At 58.3% G+C, this 20367-nt stretch carries 17 protein-coding genes; 16 read left to right on the top strand and 1 reads right to left on the bottom strand.

Going from position 1 to position 20367, the window contains the following annotated elements; translation table 11 throughout:
- The first annotated feature begins 7 nt into the window (after positions 1-7).
- The 5 genes from rapA (at position 8) to J3362_RS10690 (ending at position 7158) form a co-directional block, all read left to right on the top strand.
- On the top strand, positions 8-2869 hold the full coding sequence (gene rapA, locus J3362_RS10710; protein WP_349519628.1) for an RNA polymerase-associated protein RapA: 2862 nt from the start codon (positions 8-10) through the stop codon (positions 2867-2869).
- A 130-nt stretch (positions 2870-2999) separates the two neighbouring features.
- On the top strand, positions 3000-5450 hold the full coding sequence (locus tag J3362_RS10705) for an acyl-CoA dehydrogenase (protein ID WP_349519627.1): 2451 nt from the start codon (positions 3000-3002) through the stop codon (positions 5448-5450).
- 17 nt (positions 5451-5467) lie between these two features.
- A complete protein-coding gene (gene crcB, locus J3362_RS10700) occupies positions 5468-5848 on the top strand; it encodes a fluoride efflux transporter CrcB (protein WP_349519625.1) in 381 nt (126 codons plus the stop codon).
- Positions 5849-6086: 238 nt separating this feature from the next.
- Entirely contained in the window at positions 6087-6293 is a 207-nt protein-coding gene (locus J3362_RS10695; RefSeq protein WP_008172950.1) for a cold-shock protein, read from the top strand.
- A gap of 169 nt (positions 6294-6462) precedes the next feature.
- Positions 6463-7158 (top strand): lysophospholipid acyltransferase family protein, encoded by a 696-nt coding sequence (locus J3362_RS10690; protein ID WP_349519623.1) that lies wholly within the window; start codon positions 6463-6465, stop codon positions 7156-7158.
- A 50-nt stretch (positions 7159-7208) separates the two neighbouring features.
- On the opposite strand, the gene J3362_RS10685 is transcribed toward J3362_RS10690, so the two are convergent.
- On the bottom strand, positions 7209-8012 hold the full coding sequence (locus tag J3362_RS10685) for a dienelactone hydrolase family protein (protein ID WP_349519622.1): 804 nt from the start codon (positions 8010-8012) through the stop codon (positions 7209-7211).
- Positions 8013-8121: 109 nt separating this feature from the next.
- Between J3362_RS10685 and ald the strand changes: the two genes are divergently transcribed.
- From ald to J3362_RS10630, 11 genes are all read left to right on the top strand, one after another.
- Positions 8122-9240, top strand: coding sequence for an alanine dehydrogenase (gene ald / locus J3362_RS10680; protein ID WP_349519620.1), 1119 nt, complete (start codon positions 8122-8124; stop codon positions 9238-9240).
- A gap of 22 nt (positions 9241-9262) precedes the next feature.
- Positions 9263-9835 carry a glutathione S-transferase family protein gene (locus tag J3362_RS10675; RefSeq protein WP_349519618.1) on the top strand — a complete coding sequence of 191 codons (573 nt, stop codon included), beginning with the start codon at positions 9263-9265 and terminating at the stop codon, positions 9833-9835.
- 233 nt (positions 9836-10068) lie between these two features.
- Positions 10069-11481, top strand: a complete 1413-nt coding sequence (locus tag J3362_RS10670; RefSeq protein ID WP_349519617.1) for a carbohydrate porin — start codon at positions 10069-10071, stop codon at positions 11479-11481.
- Positions 11482-11511: 30 nt separating this feature from the next.
- Entirely contained in the window at positions 11512-12783 is a 1272-nt protein-coding gene (locus tag J3362_RS10665; protein ID WP_502882428.1) for an ABC transporter substrate-binding protein, read from the top strand.
- A gap of 6 nt (positions 12784-12789) precedes the next feature.
- The gene (locus tag J3362_RS10660) at positions 12790-13782 is read left to right on the top strand and encodes a carbohydrate ABC transporter permease (protein ID WP_502882427.1); all 993 of its coding nucleotides are present in this window, start codon (positions 12790-12792) and stop codon (positions 13780-13782) included.
- Complete coding sequence (locus J3362_RS10655) at positions 13779-14621, top strand: carbohydrate ABC transporter permease (protein ID WP_349519615.1); 843 nt, start codon at positions 13779-13781, stop codon at positions 14619-14621. Before J3362_RS10660 ends, J3362_RS10655 begins: the two co-directional genes overlap by 4 nt.
- A 15-nt stretch (positions 14622-14636) precedes the next feature.
- On the top strand, positions 14637-16253 hold the full coding sequence (locus J3362_RS10650) for an alpha-amylase family glycosyl hydrolase (RefSeq protein WP_349519613.1): 1617 nt from the start codon (positions 14637-14639) through the stop codon (positions 16251-16253).
- A 51-nt stretch (positions 16254-16304) separates the two neighbouring features.
- Entirely contained in the window at positions 16305-17438 is a 1134-nt protein-coding gene (locus J3362_RS10645) for an ABC transporter ATP-binding protein (RefSeq protein ID WP_349519611.1), read from the top strand.
- 31 nt (positions 17439-17469) lie between these two features.
- On the top strand, positions 17470-18519 hold the full coding sequence (locus J3362_RS10640) for a LacI family DNA-binding transcriptional regulator (protein WP_349519609.1): 1050 nt from the start codon (positions 17470-17472) through the stop codon (positions 18517-18519).
- 34 nt (positions 18520-18553) lie between these two features.
- Positions 18554-19510, top strand: coding sequence for a carbohydrate kinase family protein (locus J3362_RS10635; RefSeq protein WP_349519607.1), 957 nt, complete (start codon positions 18554-18556; stop codon positions 19508-19510).
- Positions 19511-19664: 154 nt separating this feature from the next.
- Positions 19665-20276 (top strand): Yip1 family protein, encoded by a 612-nt coding sequence (locus J3362_RS10630; protein WP_349519606.1) that lies wholly within the window; start codon positions 19665-19667, stop codon positions 20274-20276.
- The last annotated feature ends 91 nt before the right edge of the window (positions 20277-20367 follow it).

Genomic DNA, 20367 nt, shown 5'->3' with positions numbered 1-20367 from the left:
AGGTTTCTTGGATACATCGGAATTTGTTATTGGTCAGCGTTGGGTCAGCCATAGTGATACCGGCCTGGGACTCGGGATCGTCACGGATATCTCCGGGCGCCGGGTGACCCTCGGGTTTCCCGCCGCCGATGAGGAGCGCACCTACGCGATTGATAACGCCCCGCTGTCCCGCATCATCTATCAGTTGGGCGAGGAGATTGAGACCTTCGGTGGCGAGCGGTACACGGTTCGTGCGGTTGAGGACCTCGGCGGTGTGCTGATGTACCACGCTGACGACGGTACCGATCTGCATGAAATTTCCGAAGTAAAACTCGCCGGGTCTGTGAATTTTTCAGCACCGCACCAGCGGCTGTTTGCGGGTCAGTTTGATCGCAACGGCGCCTTTCGACTGAGGTTTGCCACGCTTCAGCACATGAACCGCCTGCGGGCATCGTCAGCCCAGGGGTTGATCGGCGCCCGCACGCAGCATCTGCCGCACCAGATCTACATTGCCCATGAAGTTGCCCGGCGTCATGCGCCACGGGTACTTCTGGCCGATGAAGTCGGCCTTGGCAAAACCATCGAGGCGGGTCTGATTCTTCATTACCAGCTGCACACCGGCCGGGCAAAACGTGCCCTGATCGTGGTGCCGGATTCCCTCACCCATCAATGGCTGGTGGAAATGCTTCGGCGCTTCAATCTGCGTTTCTCGATCGTGGATCAGGGTCGCTACGATGCCCTGAAAGACGAGGAAAGCGACGTTGATGCCCTCGTTAACCATATTTTTGGCGATGAAGATGCGGTTAATCCCTTTGAAAGCGAGCAGCTGGTGCTTTGCAGCCTCGATTTCCTGAAGAAAAGCCAGAAGGCCCGGGACGATGCCCTGAAGGCCGACTGGGACCTGATGATTGTGGATGAGGCCCACCATCTGGCGTGGAGCCCTGAAGAAGTCAGTCCGGAATACCGGATTGTTGAGGAACTGTCGGCGGTCAGCCGTGGCTTGATGTTGCTCACAGCAACGCCTGAGCAGGTGGGTATCGCCAGTCACTTTGCTCGCCTGCGGCTTCTGGACCCGGCCCGTTTCCATGATCTGGAAACCTTCCGCAAGGAGGAGCAGCAGTACGAAGCCATCAACAGCGTTGTTCGCCGGCTTCAGGATGAAGATTCCGATATCGGCGAGGGCGACCAGAAGCTGCTGCGGGAATGGTTGGGTGAAGAGCTGGACCAGCTGCTGGCCGGTGACAACCCGCGGCAATCGGTGATCGATGCCCTGCTGGACCGGCATGGTACCGGTCGCGTGCTGTTCCGGAACACTCGGGCGGCCATTCAGGGATTTCCCGAGCGCCGACCCGATCCTGAACCGCTGCCTTGCCCGGCCATGTACGAAGGGCAGGCCTCAGGTATTCAGGGGTTGACCCCGGAGCAACTGGTGCCCGAGGAGCAGTGGCTGGGGGGCGATCCCCGGGTCGAGTGGCTTGAGAAAAAGCTGGTCGGCCTGCGCCCGGCCAAAGTGGTGGTTATCTGTGCCAGTGCCCAGACCGCCATCGCCCTTGAGCATTATCTCCAGCTGCGGGCCGGTATCCGCAGTGCTGCCTTCCATGAACACCTGAGCCTGATCGAGCGTGATCGCGCCGCCGCCTATTTCGCCGACACGGAGCAGGGTGCCCAGGCACTGATCTGCTCTGAAATTGGCAGCGAAGGCCGCAATTTCCAGTTTGCCCATCATCTCGTGCTGTTCGATCTGCCTGCAAACCCGGACTTGCTCGAGCAGCGCATCGGGCGACTGGACCGGATCGGTCAGACCGAAGCCATTGATATCCACGTGCCCTATCTGCGTGGAACCAGTCAGGAGGTGCAGTTCCGCTGGTTCCACGAGGGCCTGAACGCCTTTGCTGAGAGCTGCGCCGTTGGTGTTGCGGTTCAGGAAACGGTGCAGGCCCAGTGGCAGCAGGCTATTGATGGCGACCTTGATGTGGCTGATGAACTGGTCAAGGCCTCCGCGGACGAGGCAAAGCGCTTGAGAACGCTGCTGCAGGCTGGCCGCGATGCCCTGATCGAGCTGAATTCCTGCCGCCCTGAGGTGGCAGAGGATCTGATCGCCGCCATCGAAGACGAAGAAGCCGAGGCCCGGGTCCGGGATTACATGATGGAAGCCTTCGATATCCTCGGTGTGGATGTCGAAGACCACGCCGATCACTCCGACATTCTGCGGCCCGGCGAACAATATCAGGCCGGTCATGTCGCCGAATTGCCGGAAGACGGGATTACCGTGACCTGGGACCGACAGAATGCCCTTGAACGGGAAGACCTGGCCTTCATGAGCTGGGAACACCCGATGGTTACCGGTGTGATGGATTCGGTGACCAGTTCCGGTCTTGGCAAGGCTGCGCTCGCCAGCCTTTCCGTGAAGGCCCTGCCGCCCGGAACGCTGTTGATGGAGGCCCTGTTTACCGTGCACTGCCCGGCACCGGAAGCCCTCCAACTGACCCGTTACCTGCCGGTCTCGCCACTTCGGCTGCTGGTGGACGTGAATGGCAAGGAGCTCTCGGGAGCGTTGCCCCACGACCGGTTGAATGAAATGTGCTCGAATATCCGGCGGCGCACGGCCCAGGCCATCGTTCCGCAGATCCGGCCTCAGGTCGAAACGATGGTGGATCACGTGGAGCGGCTGTCGGAGCCTCACCTGGAGCCTTTGAAAAAGCAGGCGCTCGAGCAGTTGGAGGCCAGTTTCGCACCGGAAATCCGACGGCTCGAGGCATTGAAAAGGGTGAATCCTGCGATTCGGGAGGAAGAAATCGACTTTTTCCGTGATCAGTTCGATGCGGCGAAAGACGCCATAGGTCATGCCAGCCTGGCGTTGGAAGGCATTCGTGTGATCGTGACCGCATAATGCGAGGTGTGATCCCCGTAACTGGCTGACTGTGGGGCATTTGCTGGTCAGCCCTCATCTGATGCGGTACCGTAAACGTAACGGTTTATAGTCTTCGACATTCCCGAACCATGGATGACAGAGAGAACCTATGATGACTTTCATACTGTTTGTAGTGGCACTGGCTGGCCTGCTGATTGTGATGCGGCGCGAGTCCGGTGCAACGTCCGCGATTGGCGTAATGGCCATTACCGGCCTGCTGTCGCTGATGTTTGCCTCTGGTTGGCTGGCCCTGGTTTTGTTTATTGGTGCCGCCGTAACGGCTGCCGCTGGCCTGCCCGGGTTTCGCCAAAGCTGGTTGACACCCCGCATTTTCGCGATGTTCAAGAAAGTCGCACCGAAGGTTTCCGATACTGAAAAAGTGGCACTCGAAGCAGGGACAGTCGGCTGGGACGGTGAACTGTTCACTGGTCGGCCCGACTGGCACAACCTGCTGATAAACCGTAATACGGGCCTGAGCGAGGAAGAGCAGGCCTTCGTCGACAACCAGTGTGTCCAGGCAATTTCCATGTGTAACACCTGGGACGTGGCGGTCGAGCGGGCTGATCTGCCCAAAGAACTGTGGGATTTCCTCAAGAAGGAAGGTTTCTTCGGGATGATCATTCCCAAGGAATACGGCGGTCTCGAATTCTCTGCCAAGGCGCAGTCTGCAGTTCTGCAAAAGCTGGCATCCAACGAGACGCTCATGGTGTCTGTGGGCGTACCCAATTCCCTCGGTCCTGGCGAGTTGCTCGTCAAGTACGGCACCGAGGAACAGAAAAACCATTACCTGCCAAGGCTTGCTGACGGTCGTGACATTCCGTGCTTTGGCCTGACTGGCCCAAGGGCTGGTTCGGATGCGACGTCGCTTCCGGATACCGGTATCGTTTGCAAGCAGAAAGTCGATGGCAAGGAAGTTGTCGGTATCCGGCTCAATTTCGAGAAGCGCTGGATCACCCTGGCGCCAATCGCCACGGTTGTTGGCCTTGCCTTCCGCATGTTTGACCCGGACGGGCTCCTGGGCGAAACCGAAGACTATGGCATTACCTGCGCACTGATCCCCAGGGATACCAAAGGCATGGAAATCGGCCGTCGTCATTGCCCGATTGGTAGCCCGTTCCTGAATGGCCCCATCAAGGGTAAAGACGTCTTTATTCCGCTGGACTACATCATCGGTGGCGTGGATATGGCCGGTCAGGGCTGGCGCATGCTGGTTGAGTGCCTGTCTGTAGGTCGCTGTATCACCCTGCCGTCCGGTGCGGCCGGTGCTGCTGCGTCGGCCGTTGGCACCGCTGGTGGTTTCACCCGCATCCGCCGTCAGTTCAATACGCCGGTGGCTGATATGGAGGGTGTGCAGGAGCCTCTGGCCCGAATCGCCGCCAAGACCTATATCTCTCAGGTAGCTGTAAACCACACTGCCAACATGATTGATAAAGGTGAGAAGCCGGCAGTGCCGTCTGCCATCCTTAAATACCACCTTACCGAGTTCCAGCGCGGTGTGTTGACCGATGCGATGGACGTTCACGGTGGCAAGACCGTGACACTCGGCCCGCGTAACTACCTGGGCATAGGCTACAGCGGTGCCGCTGTCTCGATCACTGTTGAGGGTGCCAACATTATGACCCGCAGCCTGATGATCTTCGGTCAGGGCGCCATTCGCTGCCATCCATATGTGCTCAAGGAGCTGGCGGCCAAGGACAACGATGATATCAACGCATTTGACGATGCGTTCTTCGGCCACGCGGGGCTGATTTTCGGCAATGCTGCCCGCGCCTTCACCCAGGCTCTCGGTCTTGGTCGGGCAGATGTGCCGTTTGACAGTGCCAGTCGCAAGTACGCGCAGGCGGTTGCCCGCTTTAGCGCGGCCTTTGGTCTTTGCTCGGATGCCGCGATGACCACGCTCGGCAGCGAACTGAAAATGCGGGAGCTTATCTCTGCACGACTGGGGGATATGCTGTCCAACCTGTACCTGGCTTCCATGGTTCTCAAGAACTGGCACGAGACTCAGCCGGTAGAGGGTGAGAAGGAAGTAATGGAATACAGTCTGGGCATGCTGCTGCATCGCACTGAAAGCGCCCTGGACGAGTTCCTCCAGAACCTGCCGAATCGCGCCGTGGCGCTGGTTCTGCGCGGCGTTACGATGCCGCTCGGCCGTCGTTGGGGCAGCCCGCAGGACGACCTTGCGCGCAAACTTGCTCGTGCAATATCCACCGATACGCCCATCCGCAATAAGCTGATTGCCAGCGTCTGGCATACCAATGGCGAGGGCAACGTGGAGAATCCGGTGGCTCGCTACAATGGCTTGCTCAAAGACTATGACAAGGCCGAGCAGCTATACCGGAAAGCGACCAAGGCCTACGCTAAGGGGGAATTGCCGATGACCGCCTTGCATCCGGAAGAGCGGTTTGAGGCGGCCCTGAAGGCTGGTATATATACCAAGGAAGAGGCCGATTTCATGCGCCAGTATGAGACCGTTGTACTCGAGATGCTGACGGTCGATGACTTCCCGTTTGATGAGTTTGCGCGCAACAAGGAGACAGTGATTGATCATAACCCTGCCTGACAGGAGACAGCCCTGACATGTGGTTGTCGTTCGTTGCTGTGAGTGTTGGCGCCGTTATCGGCGCCAACCTTCGTTGGGCTCTGGGGTTGTGGCTGAACACGACATACCATGCCATTCCCTACGGAACGCTGGTTGCCAATCTCAGTGGTGGTTGGCTGATTGGGCTGCTGATCGGTTACTTCAGTCATGGCACCACACTGGCACCGGAATGGCGACTCTTTGCCATAACCGGATTGTGCGGTGCCCTGACCACCTTTTCGACATTTTCACTCGAGATGTTTGCTGCAATCCAGGACGGCAAATGGGCCATGGCCATCACCGGTATTCTGGCCCATGTTGTCGGCTCCATCCTTATGACTGCACTGGGAATTTACACCTTTGGCCTGGTGAAGGGCTGATGGGTACCACTACCTACATATTTTCTTGAAAATGCCCTTGGCAAGCCTCGGATTCAGGAGTAGAGTTGAAGTTGTAGGAAAGATTCAGTAAAGCATTTCATGAATAAGACGTACTCCGCAGTTAGTAGTGACCGTCCTGTTTTTGATTCCGCGAGTTCTGTATTTCCGTAAAACGTCGACCTTGCACCACGAAGGTGTGTGGCGGCAGATAATATGATTGATTTCAGGAAGTTTAAGTATGTCTACTACTACCGGTACTGTTAAGTTCTTCAACGAAGCAAAAGGCTTTGGCTTTATCACTCGTGAAGGCGGCCCGGACGTTTTTGTTCACTACAGCGCTATTCAGGGCAGCGGTTTCAAAACTCTGGCAGAAGGCCAGCAGGTTGAGTTCACCGTTACCCAGGGCCAGAAAGGTCCTCAGGCGGAGAACGTTGTTGCCCTGTAATCCCTGATGGATTCGGCAATAACCGCCAAAAAGGCAGCTTCGGCTGCCTTTTTTAATGCCTGAAAAACGCCTGGCAAGGTGGCACGCTTTTGTCTTTTTCCATCATTATGTAATCTTTACCGACCTGCTGCTCGTTTAACTGGAAGTCGAGATCTCCAGGAATCATTACATGCTCCGACTGCTCAAGGCCGCCTGGATCCTGTTCTGGGCCATACTGCTCACCCTGATTCTGTTCTTTCCGATTGTCATTGCAGCCCTTTTCGGGAAGCGAGGGGACGCAGCGTTCCACGGCACCCAGATCTATGCATGGATTATCCTGAAAGTTTGCGGCATCCGGCTCAAGGTCCGTGGCAGGGAAAACATCGAGCCCGGTCAGCGATATGTGATTCTGAGTAACCATGCCTCCTATCTTGATCCCCCGGCGTTGGTGCTCGCCCTTGGCCTGCAATATCGGTGGGTGATCAAGAAAGAGTTGCGCAAGGTGCCCCTGTTTGGATTGGCACTGGAAGCCTCGCGGAATTTGTTTATCGATCGCTCGAAAGGCAGCGATGCCCTGGAGAGCATCAAGCGGGGAGTGGGCCAGCTGCCGGACGGTACCGGCATTCTGATTTTCCCGGAAGGAACCCGTTCGTGGGATGGCAAATTACTGCCCTTCAAGAAGGGTGGGTTCGTCATTGCACAGGATGGCCAGCTTCCGATTCTTCCTGTCACCATCTGTGGATCCCACCAGCGATTGCCCAAAGGAAGTGCATCGTTCAGCAGCGGTGAGATTGAAATCGTCATCCATCCCCCGATGGCGTCCGGGGCTTTGCCGCTGGATGATCTGATGACAGACGTTCGCAACAGCATTGCGTCGTCTCTCTGAAGCAAAAGAACCCGGCCGTCAGACCGGGTTCCGGTTTTCAGCTCACGGTGTTACCGGGTGAAAATAGCCTCGTAGAAACGCATGGTTCCCTCCCAGGACCGTGTGGCGGCCTCTTCGTCATAACCTATCGGCATGCCGAACTCCTCGGCGACCCTGTCAGCGCCAGGATTGGTGAATGAGTGCAGCACTCCGGGGAAGCTCACCAGGGTGAGATCAACTTCTGCGTCCTGCATCTCCTTTACCAGGCCGGCGACCTGGTCTGAGGGAACCATCTTGTCGGCACCACCGGTGTAGACCTGAACCCTGGCCTTTACTGTTCCTGCTTCGGCGGTTATGGGGCTGCCAAGCGCTCCGTGGTAGCTGACGACACCGTCCAGATCCACGCCCATACGTGCCATATTCAGGACCACCGCGCCGCCGAAACAGTAGCCTTGTGCAGCGATGCGGGAAGCATCAACGCTTTCATGGTTTTGCAGGATCTCCATCGCCTTCATGAAGCGCGCCTTGACCTGATCCATGTCCTTGGTCGCTTCCTGCATGAACTTCTGGGCGGTGTCGGGATGGTCGGCCTGCTTGCCGGAACCATACATATCCAGGGCAAACGCGGTGTAGCCGGCAGCGGCAAGCCGCTCTGCCTGCTCCCGGGCGAATTCGTTGTGGCCCCACCACTCATGGACCACCAGGACGCCCGGGCGTTTCTCTTCGAATTCGTCATCCCAGGCCATGTAGCCGGTAAAGGTGGTTTCACCGACCTTGTATTCAACGGTCTTGGTTTGCATCTCTGCCAGTGTCTGTGTGCTTGCCAGGGTGAGTGACAGCGCTGCGGCGGTCGCCGCTGTTTTCACGGTTGTCATGATCTGTCCTGCTCCATGTGGGTCGAATGGTCTTATCAGTCCAGTATAGGACCTTTTGACTACACTACATTCAGACACTCGCAAATCCCGAATGATCTGGAGGTTGTTTATGAGGATCGGTGTACCCAGGGAAATCAAGAACCGCGAATACCGTGTAGGCATGACGCCGGCTGCCGTTCACGAGCTGTGCGGCCATAAACATGACGTGTTTGTGGAAACCGGAGCTGGCCTCGCCATCGGCTTTTCCGACGAGGATTATCGGCAGGCCGGGGCGCGAATTCTTGAGACGGCCAGGGAGGTTTTCGATACGGCAGAGTTAATCGTCAAGGTGAAGGAGCCCCAGGCTGAAGAGCGGGCCATGCTGAAGCCGGAACACACGCTCTTCACCTATCTGCATCTGGCCCCGGACAAAACGCAAACAGACGACCTGGTGAAGTCCGGCGCTACCTGCATTGCCTATGAGACAGTGACCGACCGTGGAGGGCATTTGCCCCTGCTGGCGCCGATGTCGGAAGTCGCTGGGCGCATGTCGATCCAGGCCGGTGCCCATTGTCTGGAGAAAGCCATGGGCGGGCGCGGCGTGCTGTTGGGCGGCGTGCCCGGTGTCAGCCCGGCGCGGGTAGCGGTCGTTGGTGGCGGAGTTGTTGGCCAGAATGCGATTGCCATGGCGGTCGGGTTGGGTGCCCAGGTCACGGTTCTGGACCGCAACATGGACGTACTCAGAAACCTGGACCATCTCTACGGCAACCGCATAATAACCCTGTTTTCAACGGCCCAGACTCTCGATCAGGCGGTGACGGAATCCGATCTTGTTATCGGCAGTGTGCTCATTCCAGGGGCCTCTGCGCCCAAGCTGATTACCCGCGACATGATTCGCCGGATGCCGGAGGGAAGCGTCATCGTGGACGTTGCCATTGACCAGGGCGGCTGTGCTGAAACCTCTCGGGCAACCACCCACGACGATCCCACGTATATTGTTGATGGTGTGGTACATTACTGCGTGGCGAATATGCCGGGTGCCGTGGCGCGGACCTCCACGCTGGCTCTGAATAACGTCACCTTGCCTTTTGTGGCGGCCCTGGCTAATAAGGGTCCGGACCGGGCGATGAAGGAAGATCCGCACCTCAGGGCCGGGCTGAACGTGGCCGCGGGCAAGGTGACCTACAGGGAAGTGGCAGAAGCGACCGGGCACCCATACACAAACCCTGAATCCCTGTTGGGATCCTGAGTGTGAAATCCTCGGAGAAACCATGAAATTGATCGGATCCACCACTTCACCGTACGTTCGGCGCATTCGAATCCTGCTGGATGAGGAACCCTATGAATTCGTCAATCTCAATATCTATGGTGAAGGTAGGGACGAGCTGCGGCGAAATAATCCGACCCTGAAAATTCCGGTGCTCGAAGACGGCGGCAAGGAGATCTATGATTCCCGGATTATCGCCCGTTATATCAGTGCCAAGCAGGGCCGTGACCCGCTGACCTGGGATCAGGAGAACCAGCTGACCATGGTCGATGGTGCCAACGACTCCGCGGTTACCATGCTGCTCTCTGAGAAATCCGGAATCGATACCGGCGACGACCTGATGTTCTACAATCTTCAACGCGAACGCATCATGACGACCCTGCGCACGCTGTCGGCAATGGCGGAAGAGGGCCAGTTTGAGGAATGGAATTATCCGGCCATCTGTCTTTATTGCCTGGTAGACTGGCTGGATTTCAGGAACCTGGTGGACTTTTCCGGTGTTGAGAGCCTGTTATCCTTCCGCGACAGCCACAGGGATTACCCTTGGGTTGCCGAGACCGATCCCCGCAATTCCTGACCAGGGGCGGCCGGCAACTGCTGGCCGCCTGCCTCATAATTTAAGTTGAAATTAAGCCTTCTGAAAGGTTGCAGAAGCTATTCTGTGCTTTTATCTTTGGTCATTACTTAATCATTTAAGTGCTCATTCCGGACCTTGGTCCGATTTTTTTTGAGTGACTGTCTTAATGCATTAAGTATTAGATAAATTGCAGCTACAACAGACCTTACAAAAACAATACGAGGTTCCGACAAATGAATTCTGGTAAGACACCAATCCGTAATCCCCTGGCCGTCGCAGTCTCTATGGGCCTACTGGCCTCAATGCCCCTGGCCGCCCAGACCCAGGATAGCGTGGAAGAACGACTTGCCGCGCTGGAAGAAAAGCTCGCTGAAGTGGAGCCTCAGGCCACCGGAGCTGAGGGGTTTTCTTTCAACACCTACGCACGTTCTGGCCTGTTGCTGAATGGCGACCTGCAAAGTGCCCCGGGCGGCCCCTACCTGACGCCCGCCGGTTCTGTGGGTGGCGCGGTAGGCAGACTGGGTAACGAGCCCGACACCTACCTTGAGGCAATACTCAACTACAAGCAGGAAGCTGAAAACGGCACCAAATCCCACTACCGCCTGATGATCGCCGATTCCACCACCTCCAGTAACGACTGGACGGCCGGTGACGGCGCCCTGAACGTTCGTCAGGCCTACGTGGAATTCAGTGATCTTGCCGGTTTTTCCGGAGTCTTCCGGGATTCTGCGATCTGGGCCGGTAAGCGGTTTGACCGCGACAATTTCGACATTCACTGGCTCGACAGCGATTTCATTTTCCTCGCCGGCCTTGGCGCGGGAGTTTACGATGTGAAGTTCACCGAATCGGTGAAATCCAATTTCTCGCTCTACGGCAGAAGCTTCATTGACTTCCCGTCCGACCCGCAGACAGCAACCGAAACCTCAAGCACCGACAGTCTGATCCTTACCGCCAACAACTATTTCGGCAACGTTCAGTGGATGCTCAACGGCATCAACGCCCAGGATAACGAGACCCGGGTTGTGAATGGCGCACAGGAAGCGGCAGACACGGGTTTCCACACCATGCTGGCCTACCACGGCGGTGACTTCTTTGGTCTGTCCGACGGCAACTTCAAGGTGGCGGTCATGCACGGCCAGGGCCTGGGTGCCGAGGCCAAGAACATTGGTGCTGATGGCGATTTACACGAGGACGCCGTGAGTACTCGCCTGGGTATCTACGGCACCACCTATCTGAGCGAGAACTGGCGTTTCGCGCCAGCGATCCTGGCGGAAACCAGCGAAGACCGCTACATCAAGGGGGACGAGTATCAGTGGCTGACGTTCAATGCCCGGTTGGCCCACGAGATCGGCAGCAACTTTGAAATGCAGTACGAGGCCTCCTGGCAGACCATGGATATCACCCCGCTGGGCTATGCCGGTCGGAATGCGGTTGACGGTGACTACTCCCGGTTTACCGTGGCGCCCACTTTCAAACCCCAGGTCGGCGGCTTCTGGAACCGGCCGGAGATCCGGCTGTTTGCCAGCTACTCTACCTGGGATGAGGAGCTCGACGGCTATGCCAGCAGCGACGCTCTGGGTGACGCGGAAACAGACTTTACCAGTGGTCAGTGGACCTTTGGTACGCAAATGGAAATCTGGTTCTGAAACCGACAATAACAAACCGAGGTGACTGACATGTCCAGATTCAATCGTAACCTGTGGATGGCCGGCAGCCTGGCGGTTTTCGCCTTCGCTGGCGGCCTTCAGGCCAAGACCATCACCATCTCCTGTGGCGCGGTGGGTGCCGAGAAGCAGCTTTGTGAGGAAGGAACCCAGGCCTGGGCGGAACAGACCGGCCACGAGGTAAAGGTGGTTTCCACGCCCAACTCGGCTACTGAGCGACTTTCCCTTTATCAGCAGCTGCTGGCGGCCCAATCCGAGGATGTCGATATTTTCCAGATCGATGTGGTCTGGCCGGGGATGCTGGCCCAGCACCTGGTGGACCTCTCGGAGTACACCAACGGTGCCGAGGATGCCCACTTCGAGTCCCTGGTCCGGAACAACACCGTGGATGATCGTCTGGTAGCCATGCCCTGGTTCACCGATGCGGGTGTGTTGTATTACCGAAAGGATCTTCTTGAAAAGTACGACCAGGAGGTTCCGGAAACCTGGCAGCAACTTACCGAGTCGGCCCGCGTGGTCATGGCCGGCGAGCGTGAAGCCGGTAACGACCGCTTCTGGGGCTTTGTCTGGCAGGGCCGGGCCTACGAAGGACTTACCTGCAACGCCCTGGAGTGGGTCAGTTCCTACAATGGTGGCACGGTGGTAGACGCCGAGGGCAAGGTCACCATCAACAATCCCCAGGCTCGGGAAGCGCTGGCGCTGGCCAGCACCTGGATTGACGATATTTCCCCACGCAGCGTGCTGAACTACACCGAGGAGGAAGCGCGGGGCGTGTTCCAGTCTGGTAACGCCCTTTATATGCGCAACTGGCCCTATGCCTGGAGCCTGGCCCAGAGCGATGACAGCCCGGTCAAGGACAAGGTGGGTGTGGTGGCACTGCCCAGAGGGGGAGAGCAGGGCAGTCATGCTGGTACCCTGGGTGGCTGGCAGCTGGCTGTTTCACGCTACTCCGCCAACAAGGACGAAGCGGCGGATCTGGTCCGGTTCCTCACCAGCTATGACGAGCAGAAACGCAGGGCGATTCAGGGCAGCTACAACCCCACGATTCCGGGTCTGTATGAAGACGAGGAAGTCCTCACGGCAGTACCCTTCTTCGGCGAACTGTTCGAAACCTTCAAGAACGGTGTTCCCAGGCCTTCTTCGGTGACCGGTGAACGCTACGGCCGGGTCAGTAATGCGTTCTTCAATGCTACCCATCAGGTGCTCTCTGGCGAGGCGGAGCCAGAGCAGGCGTTGAATGGTCTGGAGCGTCAGCTTCAGCGTCTCGGCCGTCGGGGCTGGTAACCGGCCATGGCTCATACCACACCGGCACCTGTAGAAACGGCCGCGGGCGGCAATTCGCCGGCCCGGGCCTTTCCCGCCAAACGGCAAGCCAGCCGGGTGCGCCGCCAGCGCCTGCGCGCGGCATGGCTATTCCTGATTCCCATGCTGGTGGTGCTCGCTGCCGTGGCGGGCTGGCCACTGATGCGAACCATCTGGTTCAGCTTCACCGACGCCAGTTTCTCCAACATCAGTGATTACGGTCTGGTGGGTTTCGAGAACTATCTGGTGTACGACAACGGCGCCTGGTATGGGGTGTTGGCCGACCCGACCTGGTGGAATGCGGTTTGGAACACGCTGTTCTTCACGGTGGTGTCGGTGGGAATGGAGACCGTGCTCGGGCTGATCATAGCGCTGACTCTGAACGCCCAGTTCCGGGGTCGGGGCTGGGTTCGGGCCGCCACACTGATTCCCTGGGCGGTGCCGACCATTGTTTCGGCCAAGATGTGGGGATGGATGCTCCACGACCAGTTCGGGATCATCAACGAGATGCTCCTGGGGGTCGGCCTGATTTCGCAGCCACTGAACTGGACGGCCAATGCGGACCTGTCCATGTGGGCTGTGATCATGGTGGATGTCTGGAAAACCACGCCATTCATGGCCCTGCTCACGCTGGCGGCCCTGCAGATGCTGCCCTCGGACTGCTATGAGGCAGCAAAGGTAGATGGGATTCATCCGGTGCGGGTGTTCTTCAAGGTAACCCTGCCGCTGATCCTGCCGGCATTGATGGTCGCCATCATTTTCCGGGTGCTTGATGCGCTGCGGGTGTTCGATGTGATCTACGTGCTGACGTCCAATAGCGCGGACACCATGTCCATGTCGGTCTATGCCCGACAGCAACTGGTGGAATTCCAGGATGTCGGATACGGCTCGGCGGCCTCCACGGTGCTGTTCCTGATCATCGCCCTGTTGACCATCAGTTATCTCTATCTCGGACGCAAACAGGTCGGAGGTGAGGCATGAACCGCAAGTTGCTGAAGAAAATCGTGGCGAAAACCGGCTTTGCGGTTCTCTTGGCGGGCATCCTGTTGTTCACGGTGTTCCCTTTCTATTACGCCATCGTGACCTCGTTCAAGAGCGGGTCAGAGCTGTTTGACGTGACCTGGTGGGTGAGCTCGTTCGATTTCTCCAATTACCTGTCGGTGATTGGCGATGGCTCCTTCGTGGGTAGCATCTGGAACTCGGTGCTGGTGTCCTTCGCCACGGTGATCATTGCCATGGCGTTCGGTCTGACGGCCGCCTATGCCCTCGGGCGCGTGCAGTTCCGGGGCCGGAGTGCGGTGCTGATGATTGTGCTCGGGGTATCGATGTTTCCCCAGGTGGCGGTGCTCTCCGGGCTGTTCGAGGTGATCCGGGCCCTGGACCTGTACAACAACCCGCTGGCGCTGATCTTCTCCTACACCATATTCACATTGCCGTTCACGGTCTGGATTCTGACCACCTTCATGCGGCAGTTGCCGAAGGAGCTGGAAGAGGCCGCCATTGTTGACGGCGCCTCGCCCATGACCACGCTGTTCAAGGTATTTATCCCGTTGATGTGGCCGGCCATGGCAACCACAGGTCTGTTGGCGTTTATCGCTGCCTGGAACGAGTTCCTGTTTGCACTCACCTTTACCCTCACCGACGACCAGCGCACGGTGCCCGTTGCCATTGCCCTACTGACCGGCGGCTCCCAGTACGAGCTGCCCTGGGGCAACCTGATGGCGGCGTCTGTGATCGTCACTGTGCCGTTGGTGTTGCTGGTGCTGATTTTCCAACGTCGTATCGTATCCGGCCTCACGGCGGGTGCGGTGAAAGGTTAATTAAGGAGTTATTGTATGACCCAGTCACAGCCCTGGTGGAAAGGTGGCGTTATCTACCAGATCTATCCCCGCAGTTTTCTCGACAGCAACGGGGATGGTATTGGCGATTTGAAGGGCGTAACCCGGAAACTGCCCTACGTCGCCTCCCTGGGCGTAGACGCTATCTGGCTGTCTCCGTTCTTCACCTCACCCATGAAAGACTTCGGCTACGACGTTTCTGACTACCGCGGGGTCGACCCGATATTCGGGGACACGGATGACTACCGGGCGCTGGTGGCTGAAGCCCATCGCCTGGGTCTGAAGGTGATCATTGACCAGGTGCTCAGCCACACCGCGGAAAATCATCCCTGGTTCGAGGAAAGCCGTTCCAGCCGGGACAACCCCAAGGCCGACTGGTTTGTCTGGGCCGACCCCAAACCTGACGGCACCCCGCCCAACAACTGGCTGTCCATTTTTGGTGGCAGTGCCTGGGCCTGGGACAGTCGCCGAGGCCAGTACTACCTGCATAATTTTCTGGCCAGTCAGCCGGACCTGAACTTCCACAACCCGGCGGTGCGCCAGGCCCAGCTGGATAATATGCGATTCTGGCTGGAGCTGGGGGCGGATGGGTTCCGCCTGGACACCGTGAACTTCTACTACCACAGCCAGGGACTGGAGAATAACCCCGCCGTTCCCGCTGGTGAGAACAAAACTTTCGTGGCCAAAGGTGTGAACCCTTACACCTATCAGCGCCACGTGCACGATCTCAGCCAGCCAGAGAACCTGTCGTTCCTGCAGGACCTGCGTGCTCTGATGGACGAGTTTCCGGATACTACCCTTGTGGGTGAGATCGGAGACGACCGGCCACTGGAGCGCATGGCTGAGTACACCCGAGGCCGCAACCGCCTGCACATGGCCTATTCCTTTGACCTGCTCTCCGACCAGCATGGTCCGGAGTGGGTTCGCGATGTGGTGCGCCGCTTCCAGCACGGACTCGGCGATGGCTGGGCCTGCTGGGCCCTGAGCAATCATGACGTGGTGCGGGTGGTCTCACGTTGGGGTGAGCGTGCCGAGGATCCCCACGCCCACGCCCGAGTGCTCATGGCCCTGTTGCTCTCGCTTCGCGGCAGCGTTTGTATCTACCAGGGCGAGGAGCTCGGTTTGCCGGAAGCCTGGGTGCCTTTCGAGGCTTTACAGGATCCCTACGGCATCGAGTTCTGGCCGGAATTCAAGGGTCGGGATGGTTGTCGTACCCCCATGCCCTGGACCCCGGAAACCAACGGAGGGTTCACGACTGGCACGCCCTGGCTTCCGGTGGACCGCCACCATCTTGAGCTGTCGGTGCAGAGCCAGGAAGACGATCCGGACTCTACCCTCAATGCCGTCCGCCGCATGATCCGCTGGCGGCAGAATCAGCCGGCGTTGGTGCAGGGGGAGTTGGAGCTGATAGAGAACACGGGCGATGCGCTTTGCTGGGTTCGCAAGGCTGGGGAACAGTCCTTGCTGGTTGCGCTCAATGTTACCGAACGGGAGCTTCGCATCCCGGTTCCCTGTGACATCGACCGGATTGCAACCGGACACGGCTTTGCCGGCTATATCGATGGCGGTGATCTGGTCCTGCCGCCGTATCAGGCATTGTTTGCAGAGTTGTAAACCTTCGCGGCGCCCGGCTCTGATCGGGCGATCAACAGAGGAGTCTCCACCATGGCATGCGTGGAACTGAAAAATATAAACAAGACCTTTGGACAGATTGAGATTCTGCCGTGCGTGAACCTGCGCATCGAAGACGGCGAATTCGTGGTCTTTGTCGGCCCGTCGGGTTGCGGCAAGTCGACCATGCTCCGGCTGATCGCCGGGCTGGAGGACCCCACCAGCGGGGATATCGAAATCGACGGCGAAGTGGTCACTGACCAGTCACCGAAAGAGCGGGGTGTGGGCATGGTGTTCCAGTCCTATGCCCTGTATCCCCACATGTCGGTGTATGAGAACATCGCTTTTGGCCTCAAGTTGGGCAAGGCCAAAAAGAACAAGATCCGCGAGTGGGTGGAAAAAACAGCGGAAGTCCTGCAGCTGGAGAAGTTGCTGGATCGCAAACCCCGGGAGCTGTCCGGTGGCCAGCGGCAACGGGTCGCGATTGGCCGGGCCATGGCTCGGGAGCCCAAGATCATGCTGTTCGACGAGCCGTTGTCAAATCTGGATGCCAGTCTGCGGGTGCAGATGCGCACGGAAATCGCCAAGCTCCATGACCGCCTGCAGTCCACCATGATCTACGTAACCCACGACCAGGTCGAGGCCATGACCCTGGCCGACAAGATTGTGGTGCTTAACGGCGGCAATATCGAGCAGGTCGGTACCCCCTACGAGCTCTACGAAACGCCGGCCAGCCTGTTTGTGGCCGGATTCATCGGTTCGCCGAAAATGAACCTGATGCCCGGCAGGGTCGCAGGGGAAACCGGCGCACCAACAACGGCCATTGATATCCGTGGTCTGGGGGAAGTGACTATCAACCGTGAGACCTCCGGTCTGACCGATGGCGATTCGGTGACCGTGGGGGTTCGCCCGGAACACTTCAGCCTGGCGTTGTCGGGGCCTGATCACGGTCTGGAAGTGGTTAACGTTGAGTACCTCGGGAACGAGGCCTATGTCTATGTCGAGCTGCCCGGGATGCAGGAGCTGATGGTTGTGCGACAGCCGGTGCCCTGCGAGGTTCAGACCGGGCAGCGCGTGGCGCTGACCACCGAGCCGGAACTGGTGCATGTGTTTGATAACAATGGCCGGGCCCTCGGCCCTTTCAAGGCGGACGCTGAGGCGACTGAAAGGTTGGCTGCGACCCAGTGAACTCTGAGAACCGAGGGCGGGAGAGACGAGTGTGACGGAGAAACCCAGGCGTCTGACAGTGAAGCTGATGGCGGAGAAACTGAATGTTTCCACTGCCACCATCTCCAATGCCTTCAATCGGCCGGATCAGCTGTCTGAAGGCCGTCGCCGCTGGATTCTCGAAGAGTGCAAACGTCTGGGCTACATGGGCCCCAATGCTGCAGCCCGAAGCCTGCGTACTGGCAGGACCGGAAACGTTGGCGTAATGCTGGCGGACAACCTGGCCTACAGCTTGACGGACCCGGTTGCCAGTGAGTTCCTGCATGGCCTCGCGGAGGTACTCGATCGACGCCATATGAACATGTTGCTGCTTTCGAGCCAAGACGATGACGAGCACCGAAGCCGGCTTCAGGAATCCATGGTGGACGGATTTATCATCTACGGCTGGTTGAAAAAAGGCAGAACCTACGAACGCCTGCTCCAGCATGGCAAACCCATGGTGGCGGTGGATTTTGATCTGGAAGGCTGTACCTGGGTCAACATTGATAACTATGAGGGTGCCCGCCGCAGCGCCGAACATGCGCTCCAGCAGCCCCCTGAAAACGTCGCGATTCTGGGCCTCCGACTGGTGGACACTGACCGTGTCTGCCGGATTCGCGACCGGGAACTGTTCAACGAGGCGAAGGCGATTTCCGTTCGCCGGCTAAACGGTTATACCGACGCCCTGGAAGCCGCCGGCTACCGGGTAACCGCCGAACGCATCTGGTCCACACCCACCAATACCCATCAGGACGCCTACCAGGCGGCACGGGAAGCGCTGACCAGCAGCCCCAGGCCGGATCTGTTGCTTTGTATGAGTGATCGAATTGCCCTGGCCGCCATTCAGGCCGCACTGCAGATGGGGCTGAGAGTGCCCGAAGACGTCCGGATCGTCGGTTTTGATGGAATTCCCGAGGGCGCCAACATCCACCCGTCGCTGACCACGGTCTATCAGCAGAGTGCGGAAAAAGGACGTATCGCCGCGCGGATTTTCCTTGGTGAACAGGAGGACGCCAACGTGCTGTTGCCCACCTGTCTGCTGGTGCGTGAAAGCTGCCCCTGACACCCGCTCACTCCACACTGCAAACGAGCCCGCAATGATGCCATTTGACGTACTCTGCTTCGGTGAAGCCCTGATCGACATGCGCGGTGAACGCGTTGACGGGCAACTCCGTTTTGTTCCCCAGCCCGGTGGCGCTCCCGCCAATGTTGCGGTCGGTGTGGCGTGGCTCGGTGGCAGGTCCGGGTTTGCCGGTCAGGTCGGTGCCGATCTTTTTGGCGACCAGATCCTTACCTCCCTTTCCGGGTTCGGTGTGGATACATCGTTACTGGTGCAGACCCACAGCGCCAATACGGCGCTGGCCATGGTCGCCCTGGATGAAGCCGGTGAACGCAGCTTTACCTTTTACCGCAATTCCACGGCGGATTTGCTGTATGAGCCAGAACAACTGCCGGACAGCGCTTTCGCCGGTCAGCCAATCTTTCACATATGTTCAAATACCCTGACTGAGCCGGTCATTGTGGAAACGACCCTGGCCCTGGTGGCACGGGCACGAAAAGCGGGTTGTCTGGTGAGCTTTGATGTCAATTACCGCGAATCGCTCTGGCCGGATCCGGATCGGGCGCCGGCGCAGATTCGTGCCCTTGCCATGGAGGCCGATCTGGTCAAGTTCAGCCGGGAAGAACTGACAGCGCTTTATGGTCAACAGGGCGACGCGTTGGTTGGTGAGCTATGTCGCCACGGTGTTCAGTTGGTGCTGGTTTCTGATGGCCCCAACGCACTTCATGCCTGGGCGGGTGATCGGCAGCACACACTTGCGCCGCCGCGGGCGCGTGCGGTGGATACTACCGCTGCCGGTGATGCCTTTGTTGCCGGTCTGCTTCACCAGCTGGCCGGCCACGGTGTGACTGCGGAACGATTAGGGCCGTGGCTCGCCCAGCCCGCTAGTCTCGACCTGGCCCTGGAGTTCGCAAGCCGGTGCGGTGCCATGGCTGCAACCCGGTTTGGTGCCTTCGATGCCTTGCCGTCAAAAGCCGACTTGCGCGACCTGTGAGCGAGTGCCCAAATGTCAGACTGGATTTTGATCAATTTCCCTTTCCTGATTGCTGTTCTTGACTATAGTTAAGAACAAGGAACGGCTTCTGATCTGACAGTTTCCGCTTTCCGTACGTATAACTACCAACAATAGAAAAGAGAGGGGGTCATCCATGCTCCTGTCACATGCGTTCGGTCTCTTTACCCATCCTGATGAAGAGTGGGCTTCCATACGAAAAGAACATGAAACGCCGCGCCGGGTTTATGTAACCTATGTGCTCATTCTGGCCGCGATAGCTCCCATTTGCGCCTACATATCGACGGCCTATTTCGGTTGGACGGTCGGTAATGAGCGGCTGATCAAGTTAACCGAGATCAGTGCAATGCAGCTCAGCGTGCTTACCTATCTGGCGATGCTCGTCGGCGTCTTCGCGCTGGGTTACGCCATCAACTGGATGGCAAGAACCTACGGCGCTAAAGAAGAGCACGTGCCCTCCAATGGCATTGCCCTGGCTGCATACTCCTGCACGCCCCTGTTCCTGGCGGGTTTTGCCCTGCTGTATCCAGTGCCCTGGTTTAACGCTGCCGTCTTCCTGGCCGCTGCCTGTTATGGTGCTTATCTCATGTATGACGGGCTACCGATCGTTATGGGTATCGAAAAGGAACGTGCCGTCATGTATGCCGGGGCGTTGCTGACGGTGGCCCTGGTGATTCTTGTATCCACACGGGTCGGGTCAGTCATTATCTGGAACCTCGGAGTCGGGCCGGTATTCATCAGCGGATAGACCGGGTTTAAACGGGCCGCAAAAAGGGAGCCACCGGCTCCCTTTTTTTATGGTTTCTGGTCCTCGCGAACGACTTGTCGTGATTTGCCAT

Source organism: Marinobacter sp. NFXS11 (genome assembly GCF_040148675.1).
In the GTDB taxonomy this organism is placed as follows: Bacteria; Pseudomonadota; Gammaproteobacteria; order Pseudomonadales; family Oleiphilaceae; genus Marinobacter.
The sequence above is the reverse complement of the archived record's forward strand: the minus strand, read 5'-3'. Positions and strand labels throughout refer to the sequence as shown.

Coding starts and splice junctions, on each gene's coding strand:
- J3362_RS10645 (WP_349519611.1), top strand. CDS start 16,305: ATGGCATGCGTGGAACTGAAAAATATAAACAAGACCTTTGGACAGATT.
- crcB (WP_349519625.1), top strand. CDS start 5,468: ATGTGGTTGTCGTTCGTTGCTGTGAGTGTTGGCGCCGTTATCGGCGCC.
- J3362_RS10675 (WP_349519618.1), top strand. CDS start 9,263: ATGAAATTGATCGGATCCACCACTTCACCGTACGTTCGGCGCATTCGA.
- J3362_RS10705 (WP_349519627.1), top strand. CDS start 3,000: ATGATGACTTTCATACTGTTTGTAGTGGCACTGGCTGGCCTGCTGATT.
- J3362_RS10690 (WP_349519623.1), top strand. CDS start 6,463: ATGCTCCGACTGCTCAAGGCCGCCTGGATCCTGTTCTGGGCCATACTG.
- J3362_RS10665 (WP_502882428.1), top strand. CDS start 11,512: ATGTCCAGATTCAATCGTAACCTGTGGATGGCCGGCAGCCTGGCGGTT.
- J3362_RS10660 (WP_502882427.1), top strand. CDS start 12,790: ATGGCTCATACCACACCGGCACCTGTAGAAACGGCCGCGGGCGGCAAT.
- J3362_RS10630 (WP_349519606.1), top strand. CDS start 19,665: ATGCTCCTGTCACATGCGTTCGGTCTCTTTACCCATCCTGATGAAGAG.
- J3362_RS10695 (WP_008172950.1), top strand. CDS start 6,087: ATGTCTACTACTACCGGTACTGTTAAGTTCTTCAACGAAGCAAAAGGC.
- J3362_RS10655 (WP_349519615.1), top strand. CDS start 13,779: ATGAACCGCAAGTTGCTGAAGAAAATCGTGGCGAAAACCGGCTTTGCG.
- ald (WP_349519620.1), top strand. CDS start 8,122: ATGAGGATCGGTGTACCCAGGGAAATCAAGAACCGCGAATACCGTGTA.
- J3362_RS10650 (WP_349519613.1), top strand. CDS start 14,637: ATGACCCAGTCACAGCCCTGGTGGAAAGGTGGCGTTATCTACCAGATC.
- J3362_RS10670 (WP_349519617.1), top strand. CDS start 10,069: ATGAATTCTGGTAAGACACCAATCCGTAATCCCCTGGCCGTCGCAGTC.
- J3362_RS10685 (WP_349519622.1), bottom strand. CDS start 8,012: ATGACAACCGTGAAAACAGCGGCGACCGCCGCAGCGCTGTCACTCACC.
- J3362_RS10635 (WP_349519607.1), top strand. CDS start 18,554: ATGATGCCATTTGACGTACTCTGCTTCGGTGAAGCCCTGATCGACATG.